Source organism: Bradyrhizobium sp. STM 3843, assembly GCF_000239815.1.
In the GTDB taxonomy this organism is placed as follows: Bacteria; Pseudomonadota; Alphaproteobacteria; order Rhizobiales; family Xanthobacteraceae; genus Bradyrhizobium.
Genome location: NZ_CAFK01000279.1, coordinates 1 through 13622, shown reverse-complemented (window position 1 = coordinate 13622; position 13622 = coordinate 1). Strand labels below are relative to the sequence as shown.

Here is a 13622-nt window from a genome sequence, read left to right as displayed (position 1 = left end):
CCCGGGCCGGGCCGTTGCGGCTGCGCCGGCGGCTGTCCATGCGGTGGCTGCTTCGGCTTCCCATCCGGGCCGACTTCGCCTTGCGCCTGGGCCACGACCAGCGGTGTGGCCTGCGCAGAGGATGCGAAGCTTGCCAATTGCGCCGCCGACAATGCGGTCGTCGCAAGCAGCACAAGACGAAGTTTGCTCATGTCGTATCGTTTCCCCGGAAATGATCTCGGATAAGAGTCGGCGCGATCAACAAATATGCGTTAGGCCGGAATGTGGCGCAGTTCAAATGCGCCGACCGATTTATTTTGCCGCATGCGCGCGCCCGCGCCGGCCTCATTCATGTCGCATTCAGTGTTGAATTCCAAGGCGTTGCAGGCACTCCGCCGCAGCAGAGGTGACGCCTTGTGCCCGCGGCTGCGAGCATTGGCTTGTAAACCGCAACCGCGGTCAATCCGTGGCTGGATTAGGGACGGTCGGGCTCGTCGGTCCCCGCCCCGGGAGTTCGTCAGGTGTATTCCCCGGGAGCTCCCGCGGCGGCGCGGGCGTATCAGGCTCGTGCATTGGTGCCGGCACCTCCGGCTGCGGATTACCAACCGGATCCTCCGGCGGTGGCTCGACAGGACGCCCCGGCGTAGCCGGCGGAATCTCGGGCGGTTCGATCGGCATCGCTTCGATCGGCATCACATGGCGACCTTGCGATTGTCACCGATCTCCGGCCGCGTGCCGGTCACCGCCGCCGCGGCCATCTTCACATAGCTCACCACCGTTCCTGGCGAATCCCAGAACTCCGCATCGTCAGGCGTGATCTTCAGCACGCGGATATTGGGATCGTCGGCGCTGTCCCACCAGGCCTTCGCTGGCGTCGAGAACAGCTCCTTGATCTTGGCGCGATCGTTGGAAATCGTCGCGGTGCCGGTCAGCGAGACATATTTCTGGCTGCCGGCGTCGGCGAAAGACAGGTTGACGTGCGGATCGCGCGCGATCTCCTCGTCCTTGTGACGCCGCGCATCGGTCAGGAAATAGACCGTGTTCTCGTCGCGCTCGATATAGGCGGCCATCGGCCGCGCCCGCATCTTCTCTCCGTCGCGGGTGACCAGCATTGCATAGCCGATCTTCTTCATCAGGTCCCAGACGCGATCCTGATCGCGTGCATCGCCGGTGGTCATTGGGGGTCGCTCCTCAATATATTCGGGAGCCTTAACGCCGGCCGATCAGGCGATGTTCCGATTTCAGCGGCTGGAACTCATGCCGGCACGTGGCACACCGCCTCGATATTATGTCCGTCGGGATCGCGCACGAACGCGCCATAGTAATTGGGATGATAGTGCGGACGCAGGCCGGGCGCGCCGTTGTCTTGTCCGCCGGCGGCCATGGCTGCCTGATAGACGGCATCCACCGTGGCCCGGTCCCTTGCGGCAAAAGCGACATGGAGCGGCTTGTTGATCCCGCCTTCGCCGCTGATCCAGAAGTCCGGCTTGCCATCAGCGCCGAAGCCCGCGGTCGGCGCGTGTCCGGTCTGCTCCGTCGTCAGCTCCATCACCAGGCCGTAGCCAAGCGGCAGCAGCGCCTTCTCGTAGAACGCCTTGGCGCGCGGATAGTCGGAGACCGGAAATCCGATGTGGTCGATCATGGCCGTCTCCTGCCGTTCACTCCAGCAGCAGCAGCGTGTTGCTGCGCGTCTTGCCGACCTCACGATAGCCGCGGCCGGTCATGTCGGCGATGCAATCCTGCCGCCACTCGTGGCGCGACAAATGCTCGATCACGACCGCGCGCGGCCACAACGCGGGTGGCGCAGCGCAGAAGAATTCGGTGAGCACGCGATCCTCAAACCCTTCGACGTCGATCTTCAATGCATCGACTTTTGTGAGGCCTGCGTCGTCGATTATGCGCCGAAGCCGCCGCGCAGGCACCTGGAAGGCACTGTCTGCAGGTGCTGAAGTCACGTGGCTGGCACCAAGGTTATCGGCATCGGTCACAATCATGACCTCGCCGTCGCGATCTGCCGCGGCGGCAGCAACCAGGCTCACCTGGACCAGAGACGACGCCGCAACGTTGAAAGCCAGGCGCGCATGCGCAACCGGATGCGGCTCAACCGCGACCACGGCCCCGCGCGGGCCTACATGGCGCGCCATGGTCAGCGCGTAGGTGCCGACGTTGGCGCCGAGATCGACGAACACGCCGCCCGCAGGGAGATGCGCGCGCAGGAAATCGAGCTCGGCGCGATCATAATCCGGGTTGAACAGGGCGCCACGCTCGGTCGCGCTGAACTGGTGATAAAATCGAAACGACGCGCCCTGAAAGCGCGCGTCGACAGGACCGGCGCGGAGCAGATTGAGCAGCCGCGACAAGATCGGGCGGAACGCGCCGCGCTTCAGCCCCGAGCGATGGGCCAGCGCGATCACCGCAGCCTGCGCCCAATTTGGCGCAAAGGCCCCGAACGGCGCCGAGGCAGAACCTTGGTCCAATGTCACGGTCCCGGACGAGAGCCTCTCACCCGGCTCCAGATGTGACTTCAGTGCGCGCACCGCCGTCATCTTTTCCTTCCCTGCTCTTTCGCCCGCCAAGCGGCGACGCCCGGCGGCACCTCGGCTGATGGCCCCCGCAGTATCGAAGGACAACGTCAAGCTCCGGGCTCTATGATGTCTTAATCATGTCTCAGCGGCGCCATCGGCGCCGGAGCCATCGGCGGGGCGCCGTGCCTCGGCACCGAACCCACCTTGTGCAGCACGCGGGACAATTCCTCGATCGAGTAGGGTTTCTGCAGCAGCTCGAATCCGTGCGCGCCCTGTTGGGCCAGGACATGGCTGTAGCCGCTCGCGAGCACGACCGGCATGTCGAGGTCGAGCCGGCGCATTTCCTCAGCAAGCTCGAGACCGGTCATGCCAGGCATGACGACGTCGGTAAACACCACGTCGAACCGCTGCGTGCCGCCGACCAGCTCTTCGAGCGCATCCTTGGCATTGTCGACCAGGATGGTGCGATAGCCGAGCTCGGCCAGGGACTCCGTCGCGGCGCGTCCGACCTCGATATTGTCCTCGACCACCAGCACCGACAGTCCCTCACCTGATATCGTCGCCCCCTGCCCGGCGCGGACCGCCTTCGGCTCGACCGCAGCTGCCGCCCGCGGCAGATACAGCGTGAAGGTCGCGCCATGACCGACTTCGCTGCTCACCCCGACCTCTCCGCCGGACTGCTTGGCGAAGCCGAACACCTGGGACAGGCCGAGACCGGTGCCGTGCCCGATGGTCTTGGTGGTGAAGAAGGGCTCAAAGATGCGGCTGAATTGCGCTTCGGGAATGCCGACCCCGGTATCATCGACCACGACCGCGACATAACCAAGCGGCGGTCGCTCATGCGGCGCGACCGGCGTGGGCAGTTCGGCCGTGGCCCGTACCGTGATTGTGAGCTGGCCTTGTCCCGCCATCGCGTCGCGGGCGTTGACCGCCATGTTGATCAGTGCGGTCTCGAACTGCCCGACATCGGCGTTGACGTAGCAAGGTTCCTCGCCTGCAACGAGGACAACCTCGACCCGCGACCCCACCAGCGTCTTGATCATATCGCGCAGCGCCGTCACGCTGCTGCCGACATCGAAGATTTCCGGCTTCAGCGCCTGCCGTCGCGCAAAAGCAAGAAGCTGCGCGGTCAGCTTCGATGCCCGTCTAACCGTGTCGGAAATCGCGTCGATGTAGCGCTGGCGCCGCTCCTCGGGCAAGTTGGGACGGCCCAACAGATCGGCAGAGGCGCGGATCACCGTCAGCAGATTGTTGAAGTCGTGCGCCACACCACCGGTCAGCTGGCCCAGCGCTTCCATGCGCTGGCCGTGTTTGAGGGCCTCCTCCACTTCAAGGCGCCGCGCGGCCTCGGCATAGAGCCGTTCGGTGCGCCGCAAGGCCAGGGTCAGGAACACGAACAGGAGCGCTGTGGCGGGCAAGCCGAAGATCAGGTGCCGGCTCATCGTGGCGAGCCACCGGTTGCGGATGGCTGAGCTCTCGAGCCCCGCGGCAACATAGAGCGGATATTCGGCCAGCCGTTGATAGCCGATGCGCCGCTCGATGCCGTCAGCCGGTGAGATCGCCGTGATCAGTCCCGACGGGCTTCCGGTTGTCACCCTGACCTCCGGATTGGCCGCATCAGGCTCGCGGGCAAGCGCCGGGAATCGTGCCAAGGCCGAGCCGTCGACGCGACGCAATGCAAAATAGCTGCCGGGGTCGCGTCCAAGCCTGGCGTAGAACTGCTGGAAATAGTCCGGCAGCACGGAGACCTGGATCACGCCCGCAAAGCCGCCGCCATCGCTCTGACGCCGGCGGCTGACCCCGAAGAAAGAGGCGCCCTGATAGGGCGGACGTGGCGCCAGCGCGGCGCCGATGAAGGTCCCGATATTGGTCGCGACGTGAGCGCTGAAATAATCGCGGTCGGAGAAGTCGATATCAGGTGCGGGATAGACCACGCTGTTCACGAGCGCGCGGCCATGCGCGTCGAACACCCAGACCGACTTCATCTGCGGCAGCGCCTCGGCGAGCTGGCGCAACCGCGTATGCAGCGCCTGCTCGTGCGTCCGAATATCCGCGTCCTGCAGGCCGCGGACAATCTCGTCCGTCTCCGACAGGCTGCGGTCGATCGTCTCGAACACCTTCAGCGCATGCTCGTGCACGACATCAAGCGAGCGCTCGATCTCGCGATCGGCTTCTTGATGCGTGGAGTCGTAGGAGACGGTGGCGGCAAAGACGAACAGCGCAATCGGCAGCGCCAGCGAAGCGACCAGCATCGATCGCAGCAGTCTCAAGGAATTGCGTTGTGCAAGCTGCACGGTCGCTCCAGCCCCTCGTGCCGCCAGCTTATCGCAATTCGACCATGATCACAAAAAAGCGAGCGCCCCGGAACCGAGGGTCGGTTCCAGGGGCGCTGAAGTGTGAGCGGAGCTTGGTTGCGGACGGCTAGCCTAGATCTGCCGCTCGACCAGTTTCAGCTTGAGTTCCGCAATCGCTTCGGCGGGGTTGAGGCCCTTCGGGCAAGCCTTGGCGCAGTTCATGATGGTGTGGCAGCGATAGAGCCGGAACGGATCCTCGAGATTGTCGAGTCGCTCGCCGGTGGCCTCGTCGCGGCTGTCCTTGACCCAGCGCGTTGCCTGCAGCAGCGCGGCCGGTCCGAGATAGCGCTGGCTATTCCACCAGTAGCTCGGGCAGGAGGTCGAGCAGCAGGCGCAGAGGATGCATTCATAGAGGCCGTCGAGCTTCTCGCGATCCTCGTGGCTCTGCCGCCATTCCTTCTGCGGCGTCGGCGAAGTCGTCTTCAGCCACGGCTCGATCGAGGCATACTGCGCGTAGAAATTGGTGAGATCGGGAACCAGGTCCTTGACGACAGGCTGATGCGGCAGCGGGTTGATCTTGACCGCGCCGTCCTTCACCTCGTGCATCGACTTGGTGCAGGCCAGCGTGTTCTGGCCGTCGATGTTCATCGCGCAGGAGCCGCAGACGCCTTCGCGACAGGAGCGGCGGAAGGTCAGCGACGGGTCGATGTGGTTCTTGATCCAGATCAGCCCGTCCAGCACCATCGGGCCGCAATCATTCACGTCGATATAATAGGTGTCGACGCTCGGATTCTTGCCGTCATCCGGATTCCAGCGATAGACCTTGAACTCACGCACCTCGGTGGCGCCGGCCGGTTTCGGCCAGGTCTTGCCACCGATGATCTGCGAATTCTTGGGAAGCGCAAACTCAGCCATTTCAAAAGGGCCTTCTCGGTTGTTCAGTACACGCGCGCTTTTGGCGGGATGTACTGCACGTCGTTGGTCATGGTGTAGTTGTGCACGGGGCGGTAATCGATCGTGGTGTTGCCATCGCGGTCGATCCACGCCAGCGTATGCTTCATCCAGTTGACGTCGTTGCGATCCGGAAAATCCTCGCGCGCATGCGCGCCGCGGCTTTCGGTGCGGTTGCCGGCGGAATCCATCGTCACCACCGCCTGCGCGATCAGGTTGTCGAACTCGAGCGTCTCGACCAGATCGGAGTTCCAGACCAGCGAGCGATCCGACACCGCGATGTCGCCGATGCCGCCATAGACCTTGTGGATCAGGTTATGGCCTTCCTGCAGCACCTCGCCGGTGCGGAACACCGCGCAATTGTTCTGCATCACATGCTGCATGCTCTCGCGCAGCTTCGCAGTCGGCGTGCCGCCCGAGGCATAGCGGAAGTGATCGAGCCGGCCGAGCGCCTTGTCGGCCGAGTCCTTCGGCAGATCCGGCTGCTTGCCGTTGGCCGTCAACTTCTCGGCGAGCCGCAGCGCCGCGGCGCGGCCGAACACCACGAGGTCGATTAGCGAGTTGGAGCCGAGCCGGTTGGCGCCGTGCACGGAGACGCAGGCGGCTTCGCCGATGGCCATCAGGCCGGGCACAACGGCGTTGTCGTCGCCATTCACCTTGGTCAGGACCTCAGCGTGATAGTTGGTCGGGATGCCGCCCATGTTGTAGTGCACGGTCGGCACGATCGGGATCGGCTCGCGCGTGACGTCGACATTGGCGAAGATCTTGGCGGACTCGGAGATGCCGGGCAGCCGCTCGGCCAGCACCTTCGGATCGAGATGGTCGAGATGCAGGAAGATGTGGTCCTTCTTCTTGCCGACGCCGCGGCCTTCGCGGATCTCGATGGTCATCGCCCGCGAGACGACGTCCCGCGAGGCGAGGTCCTTCGCGGAGGGCGCATAGCGCTCCATGAAGCGCTCGCCCTCGGAGTTGACGAGATAGCCGCCTTCGCCGCGGGCGCCCTCGGTGACCAGACAGCCCGAGCCGTAGATGCCGGTCGGGTGGAACTGCACGAACTCCATGTCCTGCAGCGGCAGGCCGGCGCGCAGCGCCATCGCGCCGCCGTCACCGGTGCAGGTGTGCGCCGAGGTGCAGGAGGCGTAGGCGCGGCCGTAGCCGCCGGTGGCGAGAATCGTGGTCTGGGCGCGGAAGCGGTGCAGCGTGCCGTCGTCGAGCTTGAGCGCGATCACGCCGCGGCAGGCACCCTGATCGTCCATGATCAGATCGATGGCGAAGAACTCGATGAAGAACTCGGCGGCGTGCCGCAGCGACTGACCGTACATCGTGTGCAGCATCGCATGACCGGTGCGGTCGGCGGCAGCGCACGTGCGCTGCGCCTGGCCCTTGCCGTAGTCCATGGTCATGCCACCGAACGGCCGTTGGTAGATCTTGCCGTCCTCGGTACGCGAGAACGGCACGCCCCAATGTTCGAGCTCGTAGACCGCCTCGGGCGCGTTGCGCACCATGTACTCGATCGCGTCCTGGTCGCCGAGCCAGTCCGACCCCTTGACGGTGTCGTACATGTGCCAGCGCCAATCGTCCGGATGCATGTTGCCGAGCGAGGCGGAGATGCCGCCCTGAGCCGCGACCGTATGGGAGCGCGTCGGGAACACCTTGGTGATGCAGGCGGTGCGCAGGCCCGCTTCGCTGCAGCCGACCACCGCGCGCAAGCCTGCTCCGCCGGCACCGACCACGACGACGTCGTAGGTGTGATCTTCGATCGGATAGGCTTTCCCGTTCGTCGCGGGCGCGCCGTTCGCGCTGCCATTTGCTCCGCCGGCCATGGACTAGACTCCGGATGAAAGTTTGAAGATGGCGTAGATCGAGGCCAGTGCCACGGTCACCGCGAAGAAATTGTTAGCCATGATGGCGATCAGCTTGAGCGGCTCGCTATGCACGTAGTCCTCGATCACGACCTGCATGCCGATCTTCATGTGCCAGCAGCTTGCGACGATGAAGAGCAGCATGATCATCGCAATCGGCAGCGAGCCGAGAATTTGCGCAGCGCCGGCCTGGTTGCGGCCGAGCAGCATGATCACGACCGCGACGACCGGGATGATCAGGAGCGTCATCGCCACCGCGGTGATGCGCTGGCGCCAGAAATCGGTGGTGCCCGAATGAGCCGCACCGAGATTGCGGACGCGGCCGAGCGGGGTCCGCATCGATTTTGCGCGCGTATCGCTCATCGGCCGCCTCCCACCGCGTAAGCCAAGATCCAGACCAGAACGGTCAGGAAAATACCGCCGATCAGCGCGCCCCAGGTCAGCGCCTCGCGCTCATTCGGCTTGAAGCCGTAGCCGAGGTCCCAGACGAAATGCCTGATCCCCGAGAGCAGATGGTGCAGCAGTGCCCAGGTGAAGCCGAACACGATGAGCCGGCCGATGATGCTGGAGGTGAAGGCCTGCACATAGGAATAGGCGCTGGGCCCTGACGCCGCGGCGATCAGCCACCAGGCGAGCAGCAAGGTCCCGAAATAAAGTGCAATCCCGGTGGCGCGATGGACGATCGACAAGATCATCGTCAGCGTCCAGCGGTAGGTTTGGATATGTGGTGAGAGAGGTCGTTCGATCCTGGCGGTCATCGATGCGCTTTGACTTATTCTTGTGGGCCGCAAACAGCTCGCGCTTGCAAGCCCGTCGTGGATCGTGGGAGGCGGCCTTTATTTACGGAGTCGGAACAGACTGCGCAACGACCAAATAGGCAGAAACCGAACCACTATTCAGTCCTAGGACAGCCATCCTGAAAGGGCCAATCAGCTCCGTGGTATACCAGAGCCGGGTCGCGAGTCGCTGTCAGCAATAGAAATTCACTTCTTTTGCGTCAGTTAGCTAAAGGGATTGGCGTGTAACGGCGTCCGCGCTGCTGTAAGCCCAAGATTCACTTCTTGCTCCAGGCGCTTGCTGCTCAGGTTTCGACCGCACTCGCCCGGACGCAATGACGTTTGCGCAACCCTGTTCCAAGCCGCCTGCGGGCCCGCGCTGCAGGAATTAGTCGAGCGCTGACCAACACGCCGCCACATGATCGACCAGCGCGCGCGTTTTGGGAGCGCCGAGCCGCGCCGGCGGAAAAACCAGCTGCACCGGTGTGGGCGGCAGTTCATACGCGGTCAGGATCCGACGCAGCTCGCCGGCCTGGATCGCATCCTTCACTTGCCAAGACGGCACCCTGACGATGCCGAGGCCCTCCTTGGCGGCCGGAACCAGCGCATCCAGGCTGTTGATCCAGAGCCTGCAGGACACACGGACCTTCCCTTCGCCGCCATCCGCGTTGCGGAAACGCCAATCACCGGCCCCCGGCGCGTCCGAGAACACCAGGCAATCGTGCCCCGCCAGCTCGCGCGGCGATTGTGGCTCGCCGTACGCGCGCAGATACTCCGGCGCGGCGCAGACGATCATCGTGAGTTCGCCGAGCCTTCGCGTCATCAATTGCGAATCCGGCAGGCGCCCGATGCGGAGCGCCACGTGAATGTCCTCTGCAATCAGGTCGACAGGACGGTCCAGCAGCAGGAGATCGAGCGAGAGCTGAGGGTGGCGGCGCAGGAAGGCGGGCAGCAACGGCGCGAGCAACAGCCGTCCCATCAGGCTCGGCGCACTCACGCGGAGCCGGCCGGTGAGCTCCTGCTGGTTGGACAACAGAGCGGTCTCGATCTCGCGGACCTCGCTCAGGACGGTCTTGGCCCGCTCGTAGAGCAGCCGCCCCGCATCGGTCAGAGCAAGGCGTCGGGTGGTCCGCAGCAGCAGTTGCGCGCTGTAGTGCGCTTCCAGCGCGGCGATCTGGCGACTGACCGAGGTCAAGGAGGCATGCGCGGCGCGGGCGGCGCCCGACAGACTGCCGGCCTCCACGACACGCACAAAGGTCGTCATCGCCGCAAGCTGATCCATGCGCGCGATCCTTCCGCCAAGCGCAAGAGAGCTGACCGAATTTGCCGCATACTCCCAAGTATTGAAAGAGTCTACGGTGTGGGGTGAGGACTGGCCGCCACTCCCGGAGACGCCCATGCAGCGCGCGACCTCGAAAACCTGGCTTCGCTTTGCCGCTCCCCGCTCCCGCCGGGGCGACCAGGTCCGACGGAGGCCGAGCGGAGATGAACCATTGACCTGTGTCCTCGGGTTCGCCGCAGCAGGCCTGTTCGCGAGCTGTCTCGCGCTGCTGATCCAGCACGAGATCGCCCCCTTGGCCGCGCTGGAGTTTGCGCTGGTGTGCGCGGCGCCGCCTCTGGCGGCGTTGGCAGGCCTCTTCGTCGGTCGCCAGCGTTAGGATCGTTGCTCCACATGCCGGTCACCGTCGAGGTCAGCAGCCTGATCGAGCTCGCATTCGCGCTGATCCTGGTCGGCGCGCTCTCAGGCTTCCTGGCCGGCCTGTTCGGCATCGGCGGCGGCGCGATCCTGGTGCCGGTGCTCTATGAATGCTTCCGCATTGCCGGCGTCCCGCTGGAGGTGCGGATGCCGCTCTGCGTCGGCACCTCGCTGGCGATCATCATCCCGACCGCGATCCGCTCCTTTCGGGCGCATCATGCGCGCGGCGCGGTCGACATGGCCGTGATCCGCGTTTGGGCACTGCCGATCATCGTGGGCGTGGTCGGCGGCAGCGTCATTGCGCGCTACGCGCCGGAGCGCTTGTTCAAGATCGTCTTCGTGGCGGTGGCATGGTCGGCCGCGGCGCGGCTGATCTTCGCCCGCGACCACTGGAAATTCGGCGAGGATCTGCCGAAAGGACCGCTGATGAAGGCCTATGGTCTCATCGTCGGGCTGCTGTCGACGCTGATGGGAATCGGCGGCGGCCTGTTCTCCAATCTGCTGATGACGTTCTATGGCCGGCCGATCCATCAGGCGGTCGCGACCTCATCGGCGCTGGCGGTGCTGATCTCGATTCCCGGCGCGCTCGGCTACATCTATGCCGGCTGGCCGGCGGCCACGCGCTATCCCGAGGTGATGGCGCTGCAGCTGCCATTTGCCGTCGGCTATGTCTCGCTGATCGGCGCGGTTCTGGTGATGCCGCTCAGCCTGTTCACCGCCCCGCTCGGCGTCCGCGTCGCGCATGCGATGGGCAAGCGCACGCTGGAAGCGGCCTTCGGCTGCTATCTCTTCATCGTCGGCGCGCGGTTTGTGATCAGTCTGGTGTCGGGGCAGTAACCAACTCCGCTGTCGCCCCGGCCTTGAGCCGGGGCCCATAACCACAGGCTTTGATTGTCGTGCGCCGTACTCGCCGCCTGCCCGTTTCGAAGATCACGCGGTATGGGTCCCGGCTTTCGCCGGGACGACAGGGTCACTTCGTATAAATATCCTTGTACTGATCGCGCAGCACGTTCTTCTGCACCTTGCTCATCGCGTTGCGCGGCAGCTCGTCGACGATGAAGACCCGCTTGGGCATCTTGAACTTGGCCAGCCGCCCGTCGAGTGCCTTCAAGACGCCCGCCTCGCTGATGTCAGCGCCCGCGTGGCGAACCACCACAGCCGTGACGCCCTCGCCGAAATCGGGATGCGGTACGCCGATGACGGCGGATTCGACCACGCCCGGCATGGCGTCGATCTCGCTTTCGATCTCCTTCGGATAGACGTTGAAGCCGCCGGAGATCACCAGATCCTTGCCGCGCCCGAGAATGTGGACATAGCCCTTGGGATCGATCTTGCCGAGGTCGCCGGTGATGAAGAAGCCGTCGTCGCGGAATTCCGACTTGGTCTTCTCCGGCATCCGCCAATAGCCCCCGAACACGTTGGGACCCTTGACCTCGATCATGCCGATCTCGTCGCGCGCGAGCTCCTTGCCCGTCTCGGGATCGGTGACACGCAACGAGACGCCAGGCAGCGGGAAGCCGACCGCACCGGGCACGCGCTCGCCGTCATAGGGATTGGACGTATTCATATTGGTCTCGGTCATGCCGTAACGCTCGAGCACGGCGTGACCGGTGCGCGCGAACCATTCGCGATGGGTGTCGGCCAGCAGCGGCGCCGAACCGGAGACGAACAGACGCATGTGCTTCGTCGTCTCCTTGTCGAGATGCGGGTTCTGCAGCAGCCGCGTGTAGAAGGTCGGCACGCCCATCAGCACAGTGGCGCGCACCATCAGCTTGATGATCAGCTCCGCATCGAGCTTCGGCAGGAAGATCATCGAGGCCCGCGCGAACAGCGTCACGTTGCTCGCCACGAACAGGCCGTGGGTGTGATAGATCGGCAGCGCGTGGATCAGCACGTCGTCCCTGGTGAAGCGCCAATAGTCGACCAGCGTCAGCGAGTTCGAGGCCAGATTGTCGTGGGACAGCATCGCGCCCTTGGAGCGGCCGGTCGTGCCCGAGGTGTAGAGGATCGCCGCGAGATCATCGGCTGCGCGCGGTACGGTCACGAATGCGCTGTCGGCCTTCTCGGCGGCCTCCGTCAGCGACCCTTTGCCGCTCGCATCGAGAGTCTCGACCTTGGCGCCGACCTTGGCGGCAATCGGCCTGATGCCCTCCGCCTTGGAGGGATCGCAGACCACCAGCGAGGGCTCCGCGTCGGTGATGAAGTAATCGAGCTCGTTCAACGTATAGGCCGTATTGAGCGGCAGATAGACGCCGCCGGCGCGCACGGTCGCGAGATAGAGCACGAGGTTCTCGACCGACTTCTCGACCTGAACCGCGACGCGGTCGCCAGGTTTGACGCCGCTGCTCACCAGGACGTTCGCCATCTGGCCGGTGCGGGCGATCAGATCGCCGTAAGTGATCCGGCCGCCATCATGGGTTTCGATCGCAAGCCGGCTCGGATCGTCGAGCGTGTCGAACAGGCGGGAGAACAGGTTGGCGTTGGCAGCGTGGTTCATGCAACATTCCCCTGGAGCATGATCCGGAACGGCGAACGACCGGTGCTCGAAAACATCATGCTCGACGATAAGCGATGAGGGCCTAATGTCCCGAGGGCATCTTCATGGATCGCGGCCGGGACGAGGCTGCATTAGCAAAAACGCCCTTTCAAAGGCAACGGGAGACGCGATCGATGACAAAAGGTAAACGTGTGGCCTGGGTGACGGGCGGCGGCAGCGGGATCGGCGAGGCCGGCGCCGAGGCGCTCGCCGCCGACGGCTGGACCGTTGTGGTCTCCGGTCGGCGCCAAGCGGTGCTGGACGGGGTCGTCAGCCGAATCGCCGCGAAGGGCGGCGCCGCCGAGGCGCTTAAGCTCGATGTCGCCGAGGCCGAGGACGTGCAGAAGGCCGCCGACACAATCATCGGCCGCCACGGCCGCGTCGATCTCCTGGTCAATTCCGCCGGAATCAACGTGCCCAAGCGAAGCTGGAATGACATGACGCTGGAAGGCTGGAACCAGCTGGTCGAGATCAACCTCAACGGCGTGCTCTATTGCATGCGCGCGGTGCTGCCGACGATGCGGGCGCAGCAGGACGGCTGCATCATCAACGTCTCGTCCTGGGCCGGACGCCACGTCTCCAAGATGCCGGGTCCGGCCTACACCACGACCAAGCATGCGGTGCTGGCACTGACACATTCCTTCAACATGGAAGAGTGCGTGAACGGCCTGCGGGCCTGCTGCCTGATGCCGGCCGAGGTCGCGACACCGATCCTGCAGCAGCGTCCCGTGGTGCCGAGCGCCGAGGAACAGGCCAGGATGCTGCAGCCGGAGGATCTCGGCCGCACCATCGCCTTCGTTGCCAGCCTGCCGCCGCGCGTCTGCGTCAACGAGATCCTGATCAGCCCGACCTGGAATCGCGGCTTCATCCAGACGCCGGCGAACCGGGACTAGAGTGTGCCCCCGCTTGGACCTGCCCAAATCGCTGGCCGCGAAAATTCAGCGGCACAAGTTCGCCCGGCGGGTTCGGTGCACTCCCTCTCCCCGTTCTTACGGGGAGAGGG

14 protein-coding genes and 1 pseudogene are annotated in these 13622 nt (G+C 64.7%); 3 read left to right on the top strand and 12 right to left on the bottom strand.

Annotated features, from left to right (window positions below):
• The 11 genes and pseudogenes from BRAS3843_RS27935 to BRAS3843_RS27890 form a co-directional block, all read right to left on the bottom strand.
• A pseudogene (locus BRAS3843_RS27935) lies at positions 1-191 on the bottom strand (OmpA family protein); the annotation flags it as partial.
• Positions 192-438: 247 nt separating this feature from the next.
• Complete coding sequence (locus BRAS3843_RS42340; RefSeq protein WP_083841448.1) at positions 439-657, bottom strand: hypothetical protein; 219 nt, start codon at positions 655-657, stop codon at positions 439-441.
• Positions 658-671: 14 nt separating this feature from the next.
• Positions 672-1157 (bottom strand): pyridoxamine 5'-phosphate oxidase family protein, encoded by a 486-nt coding sequence (locus BRAS3843_RS27930; RefSeq protein ID WP_008972483.1) that lies wholly within the window; start codon positions 1155-1157, stop codon positions 672-674.
• Positions 1158-1234: 77 nt separating this feature from the next.
• Complete coding sequence (locus BRAS3843_RS27925; RefSeq protein WP_008972482.1) at positions 1235-1621, bottom strand: VOC family protein; 387 nt, start codon at positions 1619-1621, stop codon at positions 1235-1237.
• A gap of 16 nt (positions 1622-1637) precedes the next feature.
• Positions 1638-2525, bottom strand: a complete 888-nt coding sequence (locus BRAS3843_RS27920; RefSeq protein ID WP_085967032.1) for an FkbM family methyltransferase — start codon at positions 2523-2525, stop codon at positions 1638-1640.
• 110 nt (positions 2526-2635) lie between these two features.
• A complete protein-coding gene (locus BRAS3843_RS27915; protein ID WP_008972480.1) occupies positions 2636-4798 on the bottom strand; it encodes an ATP-binding protein in 2163 nt (720 codons plus the stop codon).
• 132 nt (positions 4799-4930) lie between these two features.
• A complete protein-coding gene (locus BRAS3843_RS27910; protein WP_008972479.1) occupies positions 4931-5713 on the bottom strand; it encodes a succinate dehydrogenase iron-sulfur subunit in 783 nt (260 codons plus the stop codon).
• A 23-nt stretch (positions 5714-5736) separates the two neighbouring features.
• Complete coding sequence (gene sdhA / locus BRAS3843_RS27905) at positions 5737-7572, bottom strand: succinate dehydrogenase flavoprotein subunit (protein WP_008972478.1); 1836 nt, start codon at positions 7570-7572, stop codon at positions 5737-5739.
• A gap of 3 nt (positions 7573-7575) precedes the next feature.
• Positions 7576-7950, bottom strand: coding sequence for a succinate dehydrogenase, hydrophobic membrane anchor protein (gene sdhD / locus BRAS3843_RS27900; RefSeq protein ID WP_008972477.1), 375 nt, complete (start codon positions 7948-7950; stop codon positions 7576-7578).
• Between the two features lie 20 nt (positions 7951-7970).
• Positions 7971-8369: a succinate dehydrogenase, cytochrome b556 subunit gene (sdhC, locus tag BRAS3843_RS27895; RefSeq protein WP_008972476.1), complete on the bottom strand. Its 399-nt coding sequence runs from the start codon at positions 8367-8369 to the stop codon at positions 7971-7973.
• Between the two features lie 406 nt (positions 8370-8775).
• The gene (locus tag BRAS3843_RS27890; protein WP_008972475.1) at positions 8776-9669 is read right to left on the bottom strand and encodes a LysR family transcriptional regulator; all 894 of its coding nucleotides are present in this window, start codon (positions 9667-9669) and stop codon (positions 8776-8778) included.
• Between the two features lie 211 nt (positions 9670-9880).
• On the opposite strand from BRAS3843_RS27890, the gene BRAS3843_RS41705 reads away from it, so the two are divergent.
• The gene (locus tag BRAS3843_RS41705; RefSeq protein WP_175361158.1) at positions 9881-10045 is read left to right on the top strand and encodes a hypothetical protein; all 165 of its coding nucleotides are present in this window, start codon (positions 9881-9883) and stop codon (positions 10043-10045) included.
• Between the two features lie 14 nt (positions 10046-10059).
• Positions 10060-10920 carry a sulfite exporter TauE/SafE family protein gene (locus tag BRAS3843_RS27880; RefSeq protein WP_008972473.1) on the top strand — a complete coding sequence of 287 codons (861 nt, stop codon included), beginning with the start codon at positions 10060-10062 and terminating at the stop codon, positions 10918-10920.
• A 133-nt stretch (positions 10921-11053) separates the two neighbouring features.
• Here BRAS3843_RS27880 and BRAS3843_RS27875 read toward each other — a convergent pair whose 3' ends face one another.
• Positions 11054-12580, bottom strand: coding sequence for a malonyl-CoA synthase (locus BRAS3843_RS27875; RefSeq protein WP_008972472.1), 1527 nt, complete (start codon positions 12578-12580; stop codon positions 11054-11056).
• Positions 12581-12753: 173 nt separating this feature from the next.
• Here BRAS3843_RS27875 and BRAS3843_RS27870 point away from each other — a divergent pair, with 173 nt between their 5' ends.
• A complete protein-coding gene (locus BRAS3843_RS27870) occupies positions 12754-13512 on the top strand; it encodes an SDR family oxidoreductase (protein WP_008972471.1) in 759 nt (252 codons plus the stop codon).
• Positions 13513-13622 lie beyond the last annotated feature (110 nt).